This window comes from Brenneria sp. g21c3 (genome assembly GCF_040240345.1).
Taxonomy (GTDB): domain Bacteria; phylum Pseudomonadota; class Gammaproteobacteria; order Enterobacterales; family Enterobacteriaceae; genus Brenneria.
The window spans coordinates 26,190-45,917 of sequence record NZ_JBEIAB010000025.1 but is presented as its reverse complement, the minus strand read 5'-3'; the positions used below and the strand labels follow the sequence as shown (position 1 = coordinate 45,917).

The following is a 19,728-nucleotide window of genomic DNA, read 5'->3' as shown; positions in this document are numbered from 1 at the left end:
TTTTTTTGGCGGTTTTTCAGATACCCCATTAAAAAACCGAGAGTAAGCGATGGCAAGCGGTCAAGAAACGGCCGTTTTAGGCCGGTGTGGATAGCCGCTTTTGGGATAGCGGCTCAAAGAGGATTAATAAGGTCGCGGGTTGAGAATCCTAACTCCTTGGAGATTGCCTCGGCCGTTGCTTTTAACGGTTTAAGCAGCGTCTCCTCACCAATCTGCTGCAATTTGACAGTAGAAAGAGAAATAGAAATGGAATAGCCGACACGCTGATGAATATCAAACACCGGAACCGCAATACAGGACACGCCCAGCTCGTTTTCTTCCCGGTCCATCGCCATGCCTGACGCACGAATCTGCTCAAGTTCCTTATACATCGCCTGAAGATCGGTAATCGTATTGCGCGTCAGCGGTTTGATTTCATCCTGATGACTTAGCCAATAGTCGGCAATGTAATCAGGCTGACCATAAGCCATAAAAATTTTGCCCATTGCCGAACAGTACAACGACATATGCTGACCAATATAAGCGCGGGTGCGCAGCATACCGGTGGTCGGTTCCAGTTTGTAAATCATGATGGCGTGATCGTTTTCCCGACTGGAAAAATTGACGGTTTCACCGGTGGTAAGATTCAATGCCTCCAGATGCGGCGCGGCGACATGAATAATATTGAGAGAGGAAAGCGCCTTTTGGCCAACGGCGATAAATTTGGTGGTTAAACGGTAGCTACCCGCTGCGGGCGCCGGCGTCACATAGCCGCAAGATTGCAGCCCCTGCAATAACCGATGCACGGTACTTTTATTTAACTGCGCCAGTTCTGAAAGGTGGGCCAACGGGCAGCCGTTCGGATAATTACTGAGGATCTCAATGAGCTGGAGTCCACGAAAAAGGCTTTGGCTTCCAGCAGGTTTCTCTTTGGCAAGTTCCGTATCTTTCATTATTTTATCCCCCCGTTATTGAACGGTCATCGCGAAAGGTTAACCTAAAGTGAGGTTCAGCGATAAGCAATACTCGCACGAACGTGATGCCTTGATTTTTCTCTGCTATCTCTTTTACGCCGTATCCATGAACCGCTCCAACCTGAGAAAAAATGCGCTCGGTAATATAGCAAAGACAGGTATATCTCGCCCCGCCCCCCGCTGTCATTCTCCTTTAAAACATCCGTGACTCGGCGTACATGGATTTGTGTCCTCTATCACACTAATGAAAGTATTTTAACAACACATTGATATTACTATTTTTTTTAAAACACAGTGTCTTTGACTTGTAAAAAAATGGCCTGTATTATTTTTTTTGAAATCAGATATCACATAGTGAAATATAGAGAACAAAAAAAATACAGCACAGGGAACGTGCTTCAGGAGAATCCGATGAAAGTCACCTTTGAACAGTTAAGACAAGAATTTGAACGCGTGTTGATAGCACGTGGTATCGCGGCAGAAACGGCATTCGCCTGCGCAACAATGTTTGCCCAGACGACGGAGTCCGGTGTTTATTCCCACGGCGTGAACCGCTTCCCGCGGTTTATCCAGCAGTTGGAAAATGGCGATATTATCCCGGACGCCAAAGCGACAAGGGTACAGGCGCTGGGAGCGATAGAACAGTGGGACGCCCATCGCGCCATCGGTAACTTGACGGCAAAACAAATGATGGACCGCGCCATTGAGCTCGCGGACCAACACGGCATCGGCTTGGTTGCGTTGCGTAACGCCAATCACTGGATGCGCGGCGGCAGCTACGGCTGGCAGGCGGCGGAAAAAGGCTACATCGGCATCTGCTGGACAAATTCCATCGCGGTGATGCCGCCGTGGGGAGCCAAAGAGTGCCGCATCGGTACCAACCCCTTAATCGTGGCGATTCCAGGCAACCCCATCACGATGGTGGACATGTCCATGTCGATGTTTTCTTACGGTATGCTGGAAGTGAATCGTCTGGCCGGGAGAGCGTTACCCGTCGACGGGGGTTTTGATGACGACGGCAACCTGACCAGAGAACCGGGCATCATAGAAAAAAACCGCCGCATTTTACCCATGGGTTACTGGAAAGGTTCCGGCTTATCCATTGTGCTGGACATGATCGCCACCCTGCTGTCTGACGGCGCTTCAGTCGCCGAAGTCACTGAGGACAACACGGATGAATACGGTATTTCTCAAATCTTCATTGCCATTGAAGTAGATAAGCTGATTGACGGCGATAGCCGGGATGCCAAATTGCAACGTATTGTCGATTATGTGAAAAGCGCCGAACGCGCCGATCCCGATGTCGCCATCCGACTGCCCGGCCATGAATTCACGCAACTGCTGGCAGATAATCGTCGCAACGGCATCACGGTTGACGACAGCGTTTGGCAAAGAATTCGCTCACTTTAACAGAGAGGAACGCTCTGATGATCAGCGGACACATTACTCATAGCAATCCATGCGCGCTACCGCAGGCGATCCAGCGCGGTATTGAATTCCTGCGGACCACCGATTTTAGCCTGCTACCGACCGGCGTAGTGGAAATTGATGGTCGTAAGATTTACGCGCAAATTCTGGATCTGGAAACACAGGCGAAAGAAAATAATCATCCTGAGGTTCATCGTCGTTATATTGACATTCAGTTTCTGGCCAGTGGTGAAGAGATTATTGGTTTTGCTTCCGATACAGGTAACAACATTATTGCTGAATCATTATTAGAGGAGCGGGATATTATTTTCTATCATGATATGGAAAATGAATCACCGTTAATCATGACCCCCGGTAGCTATGCAATATTTTTCCCACAGGATGTGCATCGACCGGCCTGTATTTATCATCAGGCATCAAAGATAAGAAAAATTGTAGTGAAAGTTGCATTAACGGAAATCAATTAATTTATCTGAATGCCCATTCCTGCCGGTCTGCTTAACCCAGACGGCTTAAAAAGGGAACAGGCTATAAATTCCATATCGGTAATAAGGTATTGCCGAAAGAAAAATGGAGTAAAACATGTCTGACAAAGAAATCGCCTTTATTGTCGGCGCCTATCCGTGTGCGCCCAGTTTCCACCAGAAAGATGAAGCGATGGAAATAGAGTTCTGGCGTAAATTATCCGATATGCCGCATATCCGCGGCATTGAACAACCCTGCCTGACCGATCTGCATCCCTATGGTGATGATTTTCTATTTAAACATGTGCCGCAAAAATGGGAGATAGTCGTAACCGGGGTGATGGAAACGATGCGCCGCCGCGGTCAAAACCCCGCATTTGGTCTGGCATCGGAAGATGAAGAGCAGCGTCAGGCCAGCCTGGCTTACTATCGCCATGTGCTGAATAAAATCAATCGCACCAACGATCGCTTCGGCAAGAAAAAAGTGATCGCCCTTGAGCTACAGGCGGCGCCGTTGGCGAAATCAACCGATGTCGTCGCAGCGGCAGCCAGCTTCCAGCGCTCACTACAGGAACTGCTGAGCTGGGACTGGCCTTGTGAAATCATCATCGAGCACTGCGATGCAATGAATGGCATCCAGCCGCGCAAAGGTTTTCTGCCGTTGCGCGAAGAAATACTGATTTTAACCAGCATTAATGCGCAGGCCAAAACCCGCGCGGGAATAGCCGTCAACTGGGCGCGCTCGGCGATAGAAACGCAGAATACCGCTACGCCGCTCGAACATGTACAACAAAGTCGGAAGGCGGGCTTGCTCAAAGCGCTGATGTTCTCCGGCACCACGCGCAACGGTCCTTATGGCGAATGGCAGGATCTACATGCGCCATTTGCGCCCTTTCCGCATGCAAAAGCCGCTTGTCCGGCGTCTTTAATGACCGTTGAGGCCGCCGGGGAATTATTCCGACAGGCGCCGTTATCCAGCTTAAGTTTCGCAGGCATAAAACTACTGGAGATCGATCCTGACGCCGATGTGCAACACCGTATCGCCATTATCGAAGACGGCATTAATGCATTATTAAAAAGCCAGCCTGATGAATAAGAACAAAAAAGACGACAATAATTAACAAACGCTATTTCTATAAAATTTTTTATTAATCTTCTGACATCAGTTTCACAGAGTGCCCTTTCTGTCTTGCAGAAAGAAAAATTCTTCACGTTATCGTGAAAGATATTTTAATAATAATGATTAAGGCATGACGTAAAATGAACATAAACTCAAGTACCCTACAAACGACTATTCCTAATCAGCGTTGGCTGAGAATTATCCCGCCAATCCTGATCACATGTATTATCTCTTATATGGACCGCGTTAATATCGCGTTCGCCATGCCGGGCGGTATGGATGCTGAACTGGGCATTACCGCATCCATGGCAGGTCTGGCGGGCGGTATTTTCTTCATTGGTTATTTATTCCTGCAAGTTCCCGGCGGGAAAATCGCCGTACACGGCAGCGGCAAGAAATTTATCGGCTGGTCGCTGGTGGCCTGGGCGGTTATTTCCATCCTGACCGGCCTGGTAACAAATCAATATCAGCTATTGGCGTTACGCTTTGCGCTTGGCGTGGCCGAAGGCGGGATGTTGCCTGTGGTGCTGACCATGATCAGCAACTGGTTTCCCGATGAGGAACGGGGACGGGCCAATGCCATCGTCATTATGTTCGTTCCAATCGCCGGGATGATAACGGCCCCGCTGTCCGGCTGGATTATCTCCGTGCTGGACTGGCGCTGGCTGTTTATCATTGAAGGGTTGTTATCGGCTTTTGTGCTGATTTTATGGATGTACGCCGTCAGCGATCGCCCTCAGGAAGCGCGTTGGATATCCGACGCGGAAAAAAACTGGCTGATCGCCACGCTGGAGAGAGAACAACTCGCTATTGCCGAAAAGGCCGTGAAAAACGCGTCGCTCTCCGCGGTCTTGTCCGATCGCACCATATGGCAACTCATCACGCTCAACTTTTTCTATCAAACCGGCATTTATGGCTACACCCTGTGGCTGCCCACCATTCTGAAAGAACTCACCAATACCGGCATGGAAAAGGTAGGGATGCTGGCCATCCTGCCTTTCGTCGGCGCCATGCTGGGCATGTACATCGTTTCGCTGCTATCTGACCGGACAGGCAAGCGCAAGCTGTTCGTTTTCCTGCCGTTATTCGGTTTTGCTCTTTGCATGTTCCTGTCCGTCACGCTGAAACAGCATATTTGGTGGTCTTATGCCGCCCTGGTGGGTTGCGGCGTCTTCCTGCAAGCCGCCGCCGGGGTATTCTGGACGATTCCCGCCAAACTGTTCAGCGCTGAAATGGCGGGCGGCGCCCGTGGCGTGATCAACGCGCTCGGTAATCTGGGCGGATTCTGCGGCCCTTACGCCGTCGGCCTGCTGATCACCCATTACAACAAAGATGCGGGCGTTTATTGCCTGTCTATTTCGCTGGCTATCGCCGCCATCCTGGCGCTGCTTCTGCCGGGGAAATGCGACCAACAGCCGGTATCCCGTCCTCAACTACAAACGAAACGAACCACATTCTAAGTGATTAATAGCGTGGCCGCGGCGTGTGCGGCCACCAGCGAAGGTGACAAAAATGGAATATTGGTTAGGTATCGACTGTGGCGGCACTTACCTAAAGGCCGGGCTCTATGACAGCCAGGGGCGGGAACAAGGCATTAGCCGCCAGCCACTGCCGGTTATCAGCGATCATCCCGGCTGGGCCGAACGCGATATGGGCCAGTTATGGACCGCCTGCGCGGAAACGATCGCCGCCGCGTTACAACGGTGTCGGGTCAAAGGCCGTCAAATCAAAGCGATCGGCATTTCCGCTCAGGGCAAAGGACTATTTTTGTTGGATAAACAGCACAGGCCATTAGGCCGTGGCATCTTATCCTCAGACCGCCGGGCGATGGATATCGTCCACCACTGGCAGCAAGACCGTATACCGCAACAGCTTTATCCTCTCACGCGGCAAACCTTGTGGACTGGGCATCCCGTCACGCTACTTCGCTGGATTAAACAGCATCAGCCAGAACGCTATCGGCAGATTGGCTCCGTCATGATGGCGCATGATTATTTACGCTTTTGCCTTACCGGCCAACGGGGCTGCGAAGAAACCAATATTTCCGAATCCAATCTTTATCACATGGATAAAGGCGCCTATGAACCGAAGCTGGCGGCTCTGCTTGGCATTAGCGATATCATTCCCGCCCTGCCGCCTATCGTCGGCTCCGCACAAATATGTGGGGAAGTCACCCCGCAGGTGGCCGCGCTCACCGGTCTGACGGCAGGAACGCCGGTCGTCGGCGGATTGTTTGACGTGGTTTCCACTGCGCTATGCGCCGGCTTACATGATGAATCAACATTAAACGCCGTGATGGGAACCTGGGCGGTGACCAGCGGCATTGCCACCGAAATACGCGCGCATGAACCCCATCCTTATGTTTACGGGCGCTATGCCGAAGCCGGGCGCTACATCGTTCACGAGGCCAGCCCGACCTCATCGGCCAATCTGGAATGGCTAACCCGCCAGTGGGGAATGACGGATTTCAACGAGATTAACCATGCCGTCGCCAGCCTGCCCAAAGCGGATAGCGAGGTGATGTTTCTACCGTTTCTTTACGGTAGTAACGCCGGTCTGGAGATGACCGCCGGGTTTTATGGCTTGCAGTCGCTCCACCGCCGGGAGCATTTGCTACAGGCCGTTTATGAAGGCGTTATTTTCAGCCATATGACGCACCTGAAACGCATGCGTGAACGTTTTCAACAGGTTGATACGCTGCGCGTCACGGGTGGCCCCGCCCATTCACGGGTATGGATGCAAATTCTGGCCGACGTCAGCGGGTTACCGGTTGAATTGCCCCAGGTAGAAGAAACCGGTTGTCTGGGCGCGGCGCTGGCGGCCCTGGTCGGCAGCGGCGTTTACGCCAGCTTTACCGAGGCGCAACGTCAGTTGCAACCCGCATCGCAAACCATTGCGCCGGATCCCGGCGCGCAGGCCGCTTACCAAAGAAAGTTATCTCATTATCAGTATCTCATTGAAGCGTTACAGGGGTATCACGCCCGGTGCGCCTCCCTTACCCCCGCAAGGAGTGATCAATCATGAGCCGACCATTGCTACAACTGGCACTGGATCATACGGATCTGGACGCCGCGTTATTGACCGTGGCAAAACTCAAAAAGCATGTCGATATTATCGAGGCGGGCACCATTCTCTGTGTCTCGGAGGGGCTGACTGCCGTTCGTAAGCTACGGGAACAGTGTCCGGAGCACATTATCGTCGCCGACTTAAAAGTCGCCGATGCGGGTGAAACGTTGGCAAAACAGGCATTTTCCGCCGGCGCAAACTGGATGACCGTGATATGCGCCGCCCCTATCGCCACCGTCGCCAGAGCGCAGGATGTCGCCTCACAATACGGCGGCGAGATCCAGATCGAGCTGTTCGGACGCTGGACGCTGGATGATGCGCAAGCATGGAGCAATCTGGGCGTAAAACAGGCGATTTATCACCGGGGACGCGATGCGCAGGCGAGTGGTCAGAACTGGAGTCAGGATGACCTGAAAACCATGGCCGCCCTGACGGAACTGGGGATCAAATTATCCATCACCGGCGGTATCACCCCTGCCGACCTGCCGTTATTTAAGGACATTTCCGTCCAGTCGTTTATTGCCGGGCGCGCGCTTGCCGACGCCGAAAATCCGGCCGCCGTCGCCAGCGCATTCCACCAGCAAATAGATGCTATCTGGGGTAAACGCGCATGAGACATCACCCGCTTGGTATTTATGAAAAAGCCCTGCCTAAATCACTAAGCTGGCCGGAACGACTGGCGCTGGCCAAAAGCTGTGGTTTCGACTTTGTTGAAATGTCTGTTGATGAAACGGATGAACGCCTCTCCCGGTTAGCCTGGAGCACGACGCAGCGGGCATCGTTGGTGGCGGCGATTCTGGAAAGCGGCGTCACCATTCCTTCCATGTGCCTGTCCGCCCATCGCCGATTCCCCTTTGGCAGCCATGACGAGGCTATCCGCGAGCGTGCGCGCGAGATCATGCTACAGGCGATTCAGTTGGCTCGCGATCTCGGCATCCGCACGATTCAACTGGCAGGTTACGACGTCTACTATGAAGAGCAGGATAGCGGCACACGTCAGCGCTTTGCCGATGGGCTGGCGTGGGCGGTCGACAAAGCCGCCGCCGCACAGGTTATGCTGGCGGTCGAAATCATGGATACGGCCTTCATGAATTCCATCACCAAATGGAAAGAATGGGATCGCCAGCTTTCCTCCCCCTGGTTTAGCGTCTATCCGGATATCGGCAATCTAAGCGCCTGGGGCAATGACATTCCGCAAGAATTAGCGCTGGGGATCGATCGAATTGCCGCCATCCATCTAAAAGACACATATCCGGTAACCGCCACATCCAAAGGCCAGTTTCGCGACGTACCCTTTGGGCAAGGCTGCGTTGACTTTGTCGGCCTCTTCCGGAATTTAAAAAATCTGAATTATCGCGGCGCATTCCTGATTGAAATGTGGACAGAGAAAGCCGGCGAACCCGTGCTGGAAATCATCAACGCCCGTAAATGGATTGAAGACCGTATGCGGGAAGGAGGATTGCTATGTTAGAACAACTGAAACAACAGGTATTAGACGCCAATCTGGCCTTGCCCAAACACCATCTGGTAACTTTCACCTGGGGCAATGTCAGCGCGATTGACCGTCAGCAGGGTCTGGTGGTGATCAAACCCTCCGGCGTCGAATATGATGACATGAATCTTGATGATATGGTTGTTGTCGAACTGACCAGCGGAGCGGTGATCGAAGGAAATAAAAAACCGTCTTCCGATACCGCAACTCACTTAGCGCTTTATCAACGTTTTGACGGCATTGGCGGCATCGTGCATACCCACTCGCGGCATGCCACCATCTGGTCGCAGGCCGGACTTGATCTTCCCGCCTGGGGAACAACGCACGCCGACTATTTTTACGGCTCGATTCCCTGCACACGGCTGATGACCGATCGGGAGATTGCCGGACGGTATGAACAGGCTACGGGCGAGGTCATTATCGAAACCTTTGTCAATCGCGATATCGATCCTCTTCAGGTGCCGGCGGTGCTGGTCAATTCCCATGGGCCTTTTGCCTGGGGTAAAAGCGCCGCCGACGCCGTACACAATGCGGTGGTGCTGGAAGAATGCGCCTATATGGGGATTTTCGCGCGCCAGCTTATGCCGGGGCTTCGTGACATGCAGACTTCGCTGCTGGATAAACACTACTTACGCAAACACGGCGCTCACGCCTATTACGGACAAAATTAATTAACCTGACGGTTTCTCCAATCCCCACACAGTGCAAGCAGCGGCCAAGTAGCCGCTGCTGTTTTCTATCAAACGCTTAGCGCGGCGTTTTTCCCGGCGATACGGCCGAAGACGATGCAGTCGGTCATGGCGACGCTGCCGAGCCTGACCGCGCCATGCACGCCGCCGACGGTTTCGCCGGCGGCATACAGATGGGGGATCGGTTTCAGATCGAAGCCGATGACCTGAGCATCCTTGTTGATCGCCAGACCGCCCATGGTGTGGTGTACCCGCGGCCACAAGCGCGCCGCGTAAAACGGCGGCGTGACGTTCGGCACCGCATCCTTGAAAATCATGCAGCCGAGATCGGGGTCGTTTTGCTGGCTGACGAATCCGTTCCAGCGGTTAACCTGCTCGACGAACGCCGCGACCGGCATATCGTACGCTTTCGCCACCTCTTCCAGCGTGTTGTACGCTTTTAACGATCCGTTCTTTAATGCGCCCGCCAGTTGTCCGGGATCAACCATATTGTCGGTATTGCGCTTATCCGCCACGATAACGGCAGGATGCCCCAGTTGAATAATCGCATCGGCGCGCTCTTTCCGGTTACCCGTTTCTTTAAAAAAGCGTTTCCCGTTGGCGGGATCAACCATCAGACCATAGCCGACGATGCGCTCGACAAACTGCGGGACATAGCCGAATCCCTGCTCATCGGGGCTGGTCCACGGCCCCAATTGGATCCAGTCCATCTGGGTATCCAGCGCGCCAATCATACAGGCCGCCATAATCGCCTCGCCGGTCGCGCCCGGATGGTTGGTCGAAGTGAACGCCTCGGTCAGTCTGGGATCGTACATCTGGCGCAACGCCACGCCCTGGGCAAAGCCGCCGGACGCCAGCACCACGCCCTTGGTGGCGCGAATGTAGGCGACATCGCCGGAGGCTTCATCCGGGAACCGGTAGCGCCGCCTGACCTCCGCGCCGACCACGCCGCCGTCCCGATCGACAATCAGCCGCAGAAGCTTGGTTCTCAGCTCGATAACCGCCCCCAGCTCCTTGGCTTTCTGCTGCTGTTTCATGATTAAACCGGAACCGGAGCGCTGCACCAGTTGATGCGCCCGCTTCACGGAGTGGCCGCCGTGATAGTTGACGACGTTAAACTCCGCGCCGATACTCTGCGCCCATTCCAGCGCTTCCACCGAATGGTCGGCCACCGTTCTGGCAAGCTCCGGGTAATTGAGCCAGCTACCCGCTTTCATCATGTCCTGATACATCAATTCGGGCGAATCCTGGATGCCCTGCTCTTTTTGCATTTTGGAGCCGGCAGCGGAAAGATCGCCGCCGTTCAGTACCGAATTCCCGCCCAATAGCGGCATTTTATCTATCACCAGCACGCTTGCCTGACCGTTGCGCGCCTCAATGGCGGCCGCCAGACCGGCGAATCCGGTACCGACAACCAGAACATCCACCGTGGTATCCCACTTCTCCGGTATAGGCGCAGGGACAGGCGCCGCCTGCGCTGACCGGGAAAGCGCCATTCCCCCCAGCGCACCGATAACGATGCCGGTTGATTGCAGAAAACGACGACGACTCTTCTGATCATGCGTTGGTTTGTTGCTCATTGGATTGTCTCCATGTCCAGAAACCATAAATCACAATAAAAAGCGGAAGGTACTCGGGGTAGTGCTAATAATGAGGCAGGTGATGAATGCAAGACTAAGCACCTGTTTGTATTCCAACACAAAATATAAGGGTTAAACGTGAATCCACTCGCACTGTGGTTATTACCCAGCGCGGCGCGAGAATGATCGGCGGCGAGGCTTGCGGAATGAAAGGCGGAAGGGGAGCGCCTTTACTGGATTCGGCGATGACTTAAACGCCACGTCAGCAGCAGGCCGCAAAGCCCTAGCAGCGCGGCCGCCAGATAGATGGAGGCGATGCCGGTATACGTCATCAGCACGCCGGCGGCCGGCCCGACCACCCCCAGCGACAGATCGAGGAAAATGGTATAGGTCGCCAGCGCGCTTCCCTGATTCTGCGGAGCGACCACCTTAACCGCCACCACGCCGAGCGCCGGGAAAACCAGCGAGAAACCGGCGCCGGCCAGCAGCGCGCCCAGCTCCGCCATCAGCGGTTGCGTCGCCCCCCACACCAGCAATAGCCCGGTGATTTCCACCACAAAACAGGCCAATGCCACGCGCAGGCCGCCAAACCGGTTAATGCTGTTTGGAAATAGCAGACGCGCGCCGACAAAGGCGCAGCTAAAAATCGTCAGCGTCAGCGCCGCGCCCTGCCAGTTTCTGTCGGCATAGAACAGCGTGATAAAGGTTGCGATCACGCCAAATCCCGCCGACGCAAGCGCGAGAATGACGCCATAGAGCCAGACTTTTCCCAGCACTTCTTTAAACGGAATTTTTTTGCCCGGCGTCACCTTCACAGCCGGGCGTCGCAAGGCGAAGGCGATAGCGATGGCCGCAACCAGGATGATGAAAACCGACAACAGTTCCAGACCGCCAATGTGGTTGATCCACACGCCCAGAGGCGCGCCGATCGCCATCGCGCCATAGGTGGCGATGCCGTTCCATGAGATGACCCGCCCGATATGACGCGATCCCACGATGCCCGCGCCCCACAGGGTTGAGCCGGTGCCGGCAAAACTTTGTCCGGCGCCAAGAATCAGGCGGCCGACGCACAACAACAGTAAGGCGAGAGCGGGAGAAGCCTCATTCCAGGCAGCCAGAAGATAAAACACACCGCTTAGCAACGTACCGGCCAGCCCCAGCAAGACCACGTTTTTGGGGCCTTTCTCATCCGCATAACGCCCGGCATGAGGCCGGCTCAGCAAAGTGGAAAAATATTGCAGGCTAATCACCAACCCCGCCCAGAAAGCGCTATAGCCCATCGAATCATGGACATAGCCGGGTAGCACCGCTATCGGCAAGCCAATGGTCAGATAACTGGCGAAGTTGAAGATAACCACGGACACAATACGCAAATTCAGACGTAATGCGCCAACGACGGGCTCGGGCGGGGGCGAAACAGGCATGAAAACGTTTACTCGCTTAATGGTCGCGTAAGGCAAAAACATCAGCCACAGCGCGGATTGCAGCCTTGAAGTATAAACAAGCGCCTGCCGGCTTTCACGCTCAAATAATGCTAAATCATAACGGGCGTCATTATTAACCCGTGTATTCAAAAAGATGCGGCTGAGTAATAAACCAGAGAAATCGTAACGATCTCATCTTGTTGGTTATAATTAAGTGAGCCACGCACCCTAACACCCAAGCACAGGAGAAGTTCAATGCCAGTACCGGCAGACAAAGAGCATCACTCTCGGCCGGCCCCCGCAGAAAAAACAGAGGGCAACGCATCGCCACAGTCCCGAACGCTTTTAACCCGCGGCAAAGGTTGGGCAAAACGCATTCAGGCCATTCCCAGCGTGGCGCATATGATCCGTGCGGGAGAGCGTTTTAACGATCGGATGGGCAATCAGTTTGGCGCCGCGATCACCTATTTTTCCTTTTTGTCGCTGATACCTATCTTAATGGTGTCCTTTGCCGCCGTCGGTTTTGTGTTGGCTTCAAACCCGGATCTGCTGACGGAATTGATTAACCGCATCGTCAACAGCATCAGCGATCCCAACCTGGCGAATACGTTGAAAAATACGGTGAATACCGCTATTCAGCAACGTACGACGGTCGGGATCACCGGGTTGCTCATCGCCCTGTATTCCGGCGTCAGCTGGATGGGAAATCTACGCGAGGCGATCCGCGCGCAGTCGCGCGATGTCTGGGAACGCAACCCGCAGGACGAAGAGAAAATTTACTTTAAATACACCCGCGATTTCCTGTCTCTGACCGGGCTGATGGTGGCGCTGGTGATTACGCTGTTCCTCACTTCCGTTGCCGGCACCGCGCAAAATATGATCGTCAGAGCATTGGGACTGGAAGGCATTGAATGGCTGCGCCCGGCGCTGACCCTGATCGCCTTGTCGATCTCAATTTTCGCCAACTACTTATTATTTCTCTGGATATTTTTCGTACTGCCGCGCCACAAACCGAAGCGTAAGGCGTTATTCCGCGGCACGCTGCTGGCCGCCATCGGTTTTGAAGCGATCAAATTCGCCATGACCTTCTCACTGCCTAAACTGGCGAGTTCCCCCTCCGGCGCCGCTTTCGGTTCCGTTATCGGACTGATGGCGTTTTTCTATTTTTTCGCTCGGCTGACGCTATTTTGCGCCGCCTGGATCGCCACGGCGAATTATAAAGGCGATACTTCAACAGACCGCAACGAACAGCAAGAGAGCGTGCGGCAATAAAGTTCAGACCTTGCCGACATCAATATCAGGAGCCGCTATGCCGTACGTAAACATTAAAATCACCCGTGAAGGCGCCACCGCCGAACAAAAGCAAGCTCTTATCGCCGGTGTAACGCAGTTGCTGGCCGATACGCTGGGGAAAAACCCCGCCACCACCGTTGTGGTGATCGAGGAAGTGGACACCGATAACTGGGGGATAGGCGGGAAAAGCGTCACACATCTCCGAGGCCAACAATAACCCTCCTCGTCCGCGTCATCACGGGCAAAAAGGATCGGAACGCTTTCATTTTCCGATCCTCATCATAAAAAATAAAACATCATTTCAATACTATTGACTCGTCGTCCCGATACGTTGAGACTGGACGTCATTCCGCATTGACAGACTTCTTACTTTTTCAAACAGGCCAGCGTTGATGACAACTAACAACATTGCCGTAATCGGCGAATGCATGATCGAACTGTCGCAAAAAGGTACGGATCTTAGCCGTGGATTCGGCGGCGATACCCTGAATACCGCCGTGTATATCGCGCGTCAGACGCAGCCCGACGCATTAGGCGTGCATTACGTCACCGCACTCGGCACCGATAGCTTTAGTGAAGAGATGATCGCCGCATGGCGGCAAGAAGGGGTACAAACCGATCTGATCCAGCGTCTGGAAGATAAGCTGCCCGGATTATATGTCATTGAAACCGACGACCGCGGCGAGCGCACATTCTACTACTGGCGCAACGACGCCGCCGCCCGCTACTGGCTCAATAGCGCCGATGCGGAAAAAATTTGCCGTCGCTTGGCGCAGTTTGATTATCTCTATCTGAGCGGCATCAGCCTGGCGATCCTCGATGACGACAGCCGCCAGCGTTTATTCGCTTTATTGCGCGACTGTCGCGCCAACGGCGGTAAAGTCATTTTCGATAATAATTATCGTCCGCGGCTATGGCAAAGCCAGGCAGAAACGCAAACAGCCTATCGCGACATTTTGTCCTGCACCGATATCGCCTTCCTGACTTTGGATGATGAAGATATGTTGTGGGGAAGCCAACCGGTGGCTGAAGTGCTTGAACGGACCCACGGCTTCGGCGTCACCGAGATTGTCATTAAGCGCGGCGCGGACGCCTGCCTGATTTCAGCGCAGGGACAGGCGTTGGTCGAGGTTCCTGCCGTGAAGCTGCCGAAAGAGAAAGTGGTCGACACTACTGCGGCGGGCGATTCTTTCAGCGCGGGTTATCTGGCCGTGCGCCTGAACGGCGGCAGCGCGCAAGAAGCGGCCCGGCGCGGACACCTGACCGCCAGTACGGTTATTCAATATCGCGGCGCTATTATTCCACGCAACGCGATGCCCGTTTAAGCGCGAATACAACATCAATCAATAAAGGCAGGTCGTGGTTTACGCGCCTGCTTTTTTATATTCTCGTACCTGTCGTAGTAAATAAAACAATTAACATAACGCATTAAATAAACCATTACTTTTTATCGCCGGATAATTATTTAAAAACAAATTAATAATCACATTAATTATTATCCTTTTACTTCAAAAAAAAATAAAAAGTTGAATATATTAATCAGATAGACATAATACGGGATTATTAATTCAATGTGGGAAATCAGATATGGATATCAATGTTGCGGCACAGCGGATCGTAACCGTTATTGTCGCGCCGGAAACCCTTTCCGGTTTTATGGATGGCGCAATATCGGTTCCCAGAGACGTATTTACCGCCATGTATAGCTTGATGGATACCGATACCCGTTACCAACGCGGTGAAGACCGGTTCAGACTGTATATGGCAATCCGTAACGGGTTGCTCGCCAGAGACAAGTTTATTGACGCCATGCAAATCATTATTGATAACTTCTGCCGATATATTCCTGAAGGCAAGCAAAATGGCTTATATAGCCATACATTAGGGTCGTTTGCAGGGCGACAAGTCGCTGCCTCAACAATAACACGGATAATATCAAACACGATTTTTAATTCCTCTAATACAACGGCAATTTACAAGATTGTAAGATCCATTGGCATACAAATTTTCCTGATTTATGGTGTGCTTGAACGTTGTATCTATAAATCACGCGAATTACAAGAAACCCACAGCCAGCTCTATTACCGGTTGCGACATCCCAACGATCTGGATCTTTTGTATGTTTTTATCGAAGATTATACCGCACCTTTCCTTGACGCACTGAAAGTTCGTCAAAATCATGGCGAAGAGGATTTTCTACATATCATTAATATTGTTGACAAAGAGTTACAGTATAGAGGGTATTAACAGATGATGACCTTTATTCTAAAATGGGTAGCCAGAATCATAGAGGAAATATATTGTGGAATATTTTCTCTTCTATTAATTATTAGTCCTATGCTGCCATTCGGATGGAAAACTATCGTCATCATAGATATTATCGGATTGATGATATTTATTCTTATTCATAAATTCATAATTCGCCATGTAGATAACGATTAAGCGAGAATATTTATGGTTACACTCATTCTAAACACGGATAAATAAAATTATATATAGCGAATTTTTTTACTTTGCTATTTTTTATTTCCTATTTCCCATCAACATGGGAAATAATATTAATTATAGATGTAATAAGATTGATAGTTTTTTACTTTATCATGAAGTCAACAAGTCGATCTATAGGCCAAAATCAAAAGGAGGTATTTAAATGGCGATTCCAGCGTATCTATCTTTGGTTGATAGTAAAGGCGTAAAAATAACCGGCGCATCTCAGGTTGTCGGTCGGGAAGGCGATATTGAAGTGTTAAGTTTTACTCATAATATTACCTTACCCGCGATGGGCTCATCTGGGAAATTATCAGGTTCACGCATTCATAAAGAAATCAGCCTTGAAAAAGAGTTCGACCAATCTTCACCTTATCTTTACCGCTCGCTGGCGACAGGATCAACGCTTAAAAAAGCGTTGATAAAATGGTACCGAATTAATCATACGGGCAGCGAGATTGAATATTTTAATATTCTATTGGAAAATGTGAAAATCACAGCCATTACCCCCAATATGTATAATATTAAAGACCCTGATCGTGCTATGTATAACCATATAGAAAGTCTTTCTTTACGCTATGAAGCGATTACCTGGTGTTATCTTGAAGGCAATATTAAATTCAAAGATAGTTGGTCATCTGATTTATTTCTTTGATTGCGGTTTATTGAACGATCCGGGCCACGACCTGGCAGAGATCATATCGGCCGCTGACGCGGCCTAATATTATCAGATATTGAAAATACAAAAACCGAAAATAATATATTTTATCGTTGAACCGGTTTTCATGAAAATGTGATTTTTTAAAGCAAATCTATTGTCCGATGATGATGTGGCGAACACCATCATTAACATGGTAAGGTGATCATGATTAAATTTCTAAAGAAATGGTTAAAATCTCAGGCTAAATATTTTTTCTGGACCTATGTTCCGATACTTCTAACGTTGATATTTGGGATTATCATGGTTAATTATTTTCGCGAAATTGCTATGCTTGCCACTGGATTGTTCTATTTTGGAATGTTGGTTCTAGTTTTTTTCCTCAGCAATTAATTAGTTATAAAAAGTACTCTATCTGTGTTCACTCCGATTCATCGTTGGTCAACAAGGGAATACATTTATTAATATGGTGAGATGATCATGATTGATTTCTTAAAGAAATGGTTTAAAACTCAGATATCATATTTTTTGGGGGTACGTCCCGCTAATCGTTGTCGTTGCTTTCGGTGTTCTTATCGCACATGACGTCCCTGATATTGCTGTACAGGCAACGGGAATATTTTTTGTCCTGGTGCTAATTTTTGTATTTTGGTTTAACCATACGCATTGATTTTAATGGGAAAACTCAATTATTTTTACTTTATAAAAGGAAATTTTGTATATGTCTACCCCGGCTCATCTTTGGTTAACAAACGAAAATGTATCGTATTCTTGAAGCTGGTGTGGAGAGTGAATACTTTAATATTCTCCTTGATAACGTAAAGATAACAACGATTTCACCTTCTTTGCTTCCTAATGGAATGTCCAGCACCCATCTGGAAAATATAGAGTTACGTTATGAAGCCATCACCTGGAAACACACCGAAGGCAATATCTTATACAGAGATGCGTGGAATGAGCGCATAACGGCTTAATATCGAAGTCGCTGATCGCGTCATGTATAACCAAATAGAAAGTCTTTCCTTACATTATGAAGCGATCTGGCAGATATCATATCGGCCGCTGACGCGGCCTCACCTGACTCATTACTGCGCGGCGGGCGCCGCCGCTTCATTTTGCGCTTCGGCCTCTTCCGCCGGCGCCATAATCCGGCTATAGGCTTCCTGAAGCTCCTTCATATGCGCTTCCGGTTCGCCCTGCTGCTGTATCAGCATCAGGGCGGCGTCCTGTGAAAGCCACAGGTGCAACTCCTGATTCAGCGTAGCCAGCGTCAGTTCAGACAACGAAGCCTGCCGCAACTTTTGATATTGCTCCGGGGCAATATCCACCACGCCATTTTGCTGCGACCGCAGGCGCTGATCCATCAACACATCCGTACTGGTGCGCGCATAGGTGGCGAACAGCTTGCCCAGCTCATCGGTTTTGCGCGCAATCAGCGCATCAAACTCCTGCTGAGTCAGCCCGTTATCCCTCAGCGCCGCCAGTTCCTGAGCCAAGAACGTCATCGCCGGCATTACGCCGTCGATACCGGGAACATCGATATGAATGGCGCACTGCGCGCGCGTATAGAAGACATTACAGTTAAAACGGAGGTTATCGCTCTTCTGCGAACTTTTCTTTAACGCCTGTTGCACATGCCAGAACAGGGCTTCCCTCGCCAGGTCGCGTCGCCAGTAACGCACCAACGCCCGGTCGTCCCGAATCGGGTGCCAGGGGGTATCCCAGATCAGCGATAGCGTATCCTGCTGAACGGTGGTGTCTATCAGGCTGACGGGTTGAAGCGGCAATGGGCTTAACGTCGGCACCGGCACCGGCTCTCCGCGTTTACCCTGCAACGGCGAGAACGCCTTACCGATCTGATCGACGATATAGCGTTGATCGACATGGCCGACGATATAGAGCGTCATGGCGTCCGGCGTGTACCAGGTTTTATAAAATTGCTGCAACGGCTCGCTGCTTAACGGCGCCGTCACCGCCTGACCCGGATCGTGAGCCAACAGCGGCGATCCCTTCAGGCGATAGCGCCAGCGCGGATCCTGCGGATTGGCCGGAAAAGTGACCACCGGGTTGGGCGCGTTTAACGCCGCGTCGATGCGCCGATCGTCGATAGTCAACTGACCAGCCGCTTTCGACAGCCAACTGAGCGCGTCTTTCAACAGCTCAGGCCGATTATTCGGCAAACTCAGATTATAAAAGGTGACGTCATATGACGTGACGGCCGGCGGCAGAGAACGCGCGTCCTTCTCCGTCGGCTGCCATAAAGAAGATAATTGCGTTGCCGAAAAACCATCCCCCGGCGTTAACGCCAGGCGGGGAATAAAATGGGCGAATCCTGATTGCTGCGTGTTTTCCGTCAGCGAGCCGGTATTCACCATCAGACGTAACTCGACCCTATCACCCGGACGTTGCGGGGTAGTCAGTAACTGCCAGGTAAAACCATTATCAAGTTTCCCCTGCTGCCAGGCAGGATCGGGTTGTAGTGTTTCAGCCTGCACGTTGCCGCCGACAACCGTCAGCAACATTCCACCAACTAAAAGTCCTATTTTGGTGCCCTGCATGTGAACCCCTACTAAAATAACCAGCCAACATTAATGTGGTTGTCGTTGTTAATCACAGTGGCCTTGCGCTTGCCACCAAACACTCTCATGAATGCATCTCGGAAAATGGAGAGGCGAAGTGTACCACCCCCTTTGACCACGCGCTTTCATCTATGTCACTTCAACAGGCTAAATAATATTCAAAAAAGGAAAATATTGAGATTTAACCGAATCCGGCATGACGCCCATGAGGCGGACTTGGTCGTCAGGCAAGGACGACGTTGGGGGAGAAATAGCGGCGAAACGCACGGATTTTTATCGCGGTTCAATATGCCTCGCGGCGAGGCGGATAAGTGCCGACGCACCGGTATAGTCCGAGTTTGACGACGATTATTTACATTTTCTCCTTAATTTTTCCACGATTCGTTAAACATTAACGGATAAAGTAATTTACGGCGCACATGCCGCCATAATACGGATTCAAGTCTTAACGCCAATGGGTTAAACATTGGGATGGTCAGGAAAACAGCCTTCCTG

At 51.4% G+C, this 19,728-nt stretch carries 17 protein-coding genes and 1 pseudogene; 14 read left to right on the top strand and 4 right to left on the bottom strand.

Annotated features, from left to right (window positions below):
* Nucleotides 1-113: 113 nt before the first annotated feature.
* Nucleotides 114-932: an IclR family transcriptional regulator gene (locus ABRZ28_RS22525; RefSeq protein WP_330521614.1), complete on the bottom strand. Its 819-nt coding sequence runs from the start codon at nt 930-932 to the stop codon at nt 114-116.
* Nucleotides 933-1,364: 432 nt separating this feature from the next.
* Here ABRZ28_RS22525 and yiaK point away from each other — a divergent pair, with 432 nt between their 5' ends.
* The 8 genes from yiaK to araD all read left to right on the top strand — a co-directional run bounded on the left by yiaK (nt 1,365) and on the right by araD (nt 9,194).
* Complete coding sequence (yiaK, locus tag ABRZ28_RS22520; RefSeq protein WP_319606450.1) at nt 1,365-2,363, top strand: 3-dehydro-L-gulonate 2-dehydrogenase; 999 nt, start codon at nt 1,365-1,367, stop codon at nt 2,361-2,363.
* A 17-nt stretch (nt 2,364-2,380) separates the two neighbouring features.
* Complete coding sequence (locus ABRZ28_RS22515; protein WP_330521613.1) at nt 2,381-2,848, top strand: NanQ anomerase/TabA/YiaL family protein; 468 nt, start codon at nt 2,381-2,383, stop codon at nt 2,846-2,848.
* A gap of 115 nt (nt 2,849-2,963) precedes the next feature.
* A complete protein-coding gene (locus ABRZ28_RS22510; RefSeq protein WP_330521612.1) occupies nt 2,964-3,941 on the top strand; it encodes a DUF4862 family protein in 978 nt (325 codons plus the stop codon).
* A 164-nt stretch (nt 3,942-4,105) separates the two neighbouring features.
* Nucleotides 4,106-5,425 (top strand): MFS transporter, encoded by a 1,320-nt coding sequence (locus tag ABRZ28_RS22505; protein WP_319606447.1) that lies wholly within the window; start codon nt 4,106-4,108, stop codon nt 5,423-5,425.
* 52 nt (nt 5,426-5,477) lie between these two features.
* Nucleotides 5,478-6,989, top strand: coding sequence for an FGGY-family carbohydrate kinase (locus tag ABRZ28_RS22500; RefSeq protein ID WP_319606446.1), 1,512 nt, complete (start codon nt 5,478-5,480; stop codon nt 6,987-6,989).
* Nucleotides 6,986-7,645 carry a 3-keto-L-gulonate-6-phosphate decarboxylase UlaD gene (ulaD, locus tag ABRZ28_RS22495; protein ID WP_330521611.1) on the top strand — a complete coding sequence of 220 codons (660 nt, stop codon included), beginning with the start codon at nt 6,986-6,988 and terminating at the stop codon, nt 7,643-7,645. Before ABRZ28_RS22500 ends, ulaD begins: the two co-directional genes overlap by 4 nt.
* Entirely contained in the window at nt 7,642-8,502 is an 861-nt protein-coding gene (locus ABRZ28_RS22490; protein ID WP_319606444.1) for an L-ribulose-5-phosphate 3-epimerase, read from the top strand. The genes ulaD and ABRZ28_RS22490 overlap by 4 nt, the downstream gene beginning before the upstream one ends.
* Nucleotides 8,496-9,194 carry an L-ribulose-5-phosphate 4-epimerase gene (gene araD / locus ABRZ28_RS22485; RefSeq protein ID WP_330521610.1) on the top strand — a complete coding sequence of 233 codons (699 nt, stop codon included), beginning with the start codon at nt 8,496-8,498 and terminating at the stop codon, nt 9,192-9,194. Before ABRZ28_RS22490 ends, araD begins: the two co-directional genes overlap by 7 nt.
* Nucleotides 9,195-9,262: 68 nt before the next feature.
* Here araD and ABRZ28_RS22480 read toward each other — a convergent pair whose 3' ends face one another.
* Nucleotides 9,263-10,792: a flavocytochrome c gene (locus ABRZ28_RS22480; RefSeq protein ID WP_330521609.1), complete on the bottom strand. Its 1,530-nt coding sequence runs from the start codon at nt 10,790-10,792 to the stop codon at nt 9,263-9,265.
* Nucleotides 10,793-11,022: 230 nt separating this feature from the next.
* A complete protein-coding gene (locus ABRZ28_RS22475) occupies nt 11,023-12,216 on the bottom strand; it encodes an MFS transporter (RefSeq protein ID WP_330521608.1) in 1,194 nt (397 codons plus the stop codon).
* Between the two features lie 255 nt (nt 12,217-12,471).
* Between ABRZ28_RS22475 and yhjD the strand changes: the two genes are divergently transcribed.
* The 6 genes and pseudogenes from yhjD to ABRZ28_RS22445 form a co-directional block, all read left to right on the top strand.
* The gene (yhjD, locus tag ABRZ28_RS22470) at nt 12,472-13,488 is read left to right on the top strand and encodes an inner membrane protein YhjD (protein WP_319606504.1); all 1,017 of its coding nucleotides are present in this window, start codon (nt 12,472-12,474) and stop codon (nt 13,486-13,488) included.
* Between the two features lie 37 nt (nt 13,489-13,525).
* Nucleotides 13,526-13,726, top strand: coding sequence for a 2-hydroxymuconate tautomerase family protein (locus ABRZ28_RS22465; protein WP_319606505.1), 201 nt, complete (start codon nt 13,526-13,528; stop codon nt 13,724-13,726).
* Between the two features lie 175 nt (nt 13,727-13,901).
* A complete protein-coding gene (gene kdgK / locus ABRZ28_RS22460) occupies nt 13,902-14,834 on the top strand; it encodes a 2-dehydro-3-deoxygluconokinase (RefSeq protein ID WP_319606506.1) in 933 nt (310 codons plus the stop codon).
* 262 nt (nt 14,835-15,096) lie between these two features.
* Nucleotides 15,097-15,756, top strand: a complete 660-nt coding sequence (locus ABRZ28_RS22455; protein WP_330521607.1) for an Ssp6 family T6SS pore-forming effector — start codon at nt 15,097-15,099, stop codon at nt 15,754-15,756.
* A gap of 403 nt (nt 15,757-16,159) precedes the next feature.
* The gene (locus tag ABRZ28_RS22450; protein WP_330521606.1) at nt 16,160-16,651 is read left to right on the top strand and encodes an Hcp family type VI secretion system effector; all 492 of its coding nucleotides are present in this window, start codon (nt 16,160-16,162) and stop codon (nt 16,649-16,651) included.
* Nucleotides 16,652-17,409: 758 nt separating this feature from the next.
* Nucleotides 17,410-17,628, top strand: a pseudogene (locus ABRZ28_RS22445) (type VI secretion system tube protein Hcp); the annotation flags it as partial.
* A gap of 111 nt (nt 17,629-17,739) precedes the next feature.
* On the opposite strand, the gene ABRZ28_RS22440 reads toward ABRZ28_RS22445, so the two are convergent.
* The gene (locus ABRZ28_RS22440; RefSeq protein ID WP_319605649.1) at nt 17,740-19,212 is read right to left on the bottom strand and encodes a M16 family metallopeptidase; all 1,473 of its coding nucleotides are present in this window, start codon (nt 19,210-19,212) and stop codon (nt 17,740-17,742) included.
* Nucleotides 19,213-19,728: the final 516 nt, after the last annotated feature.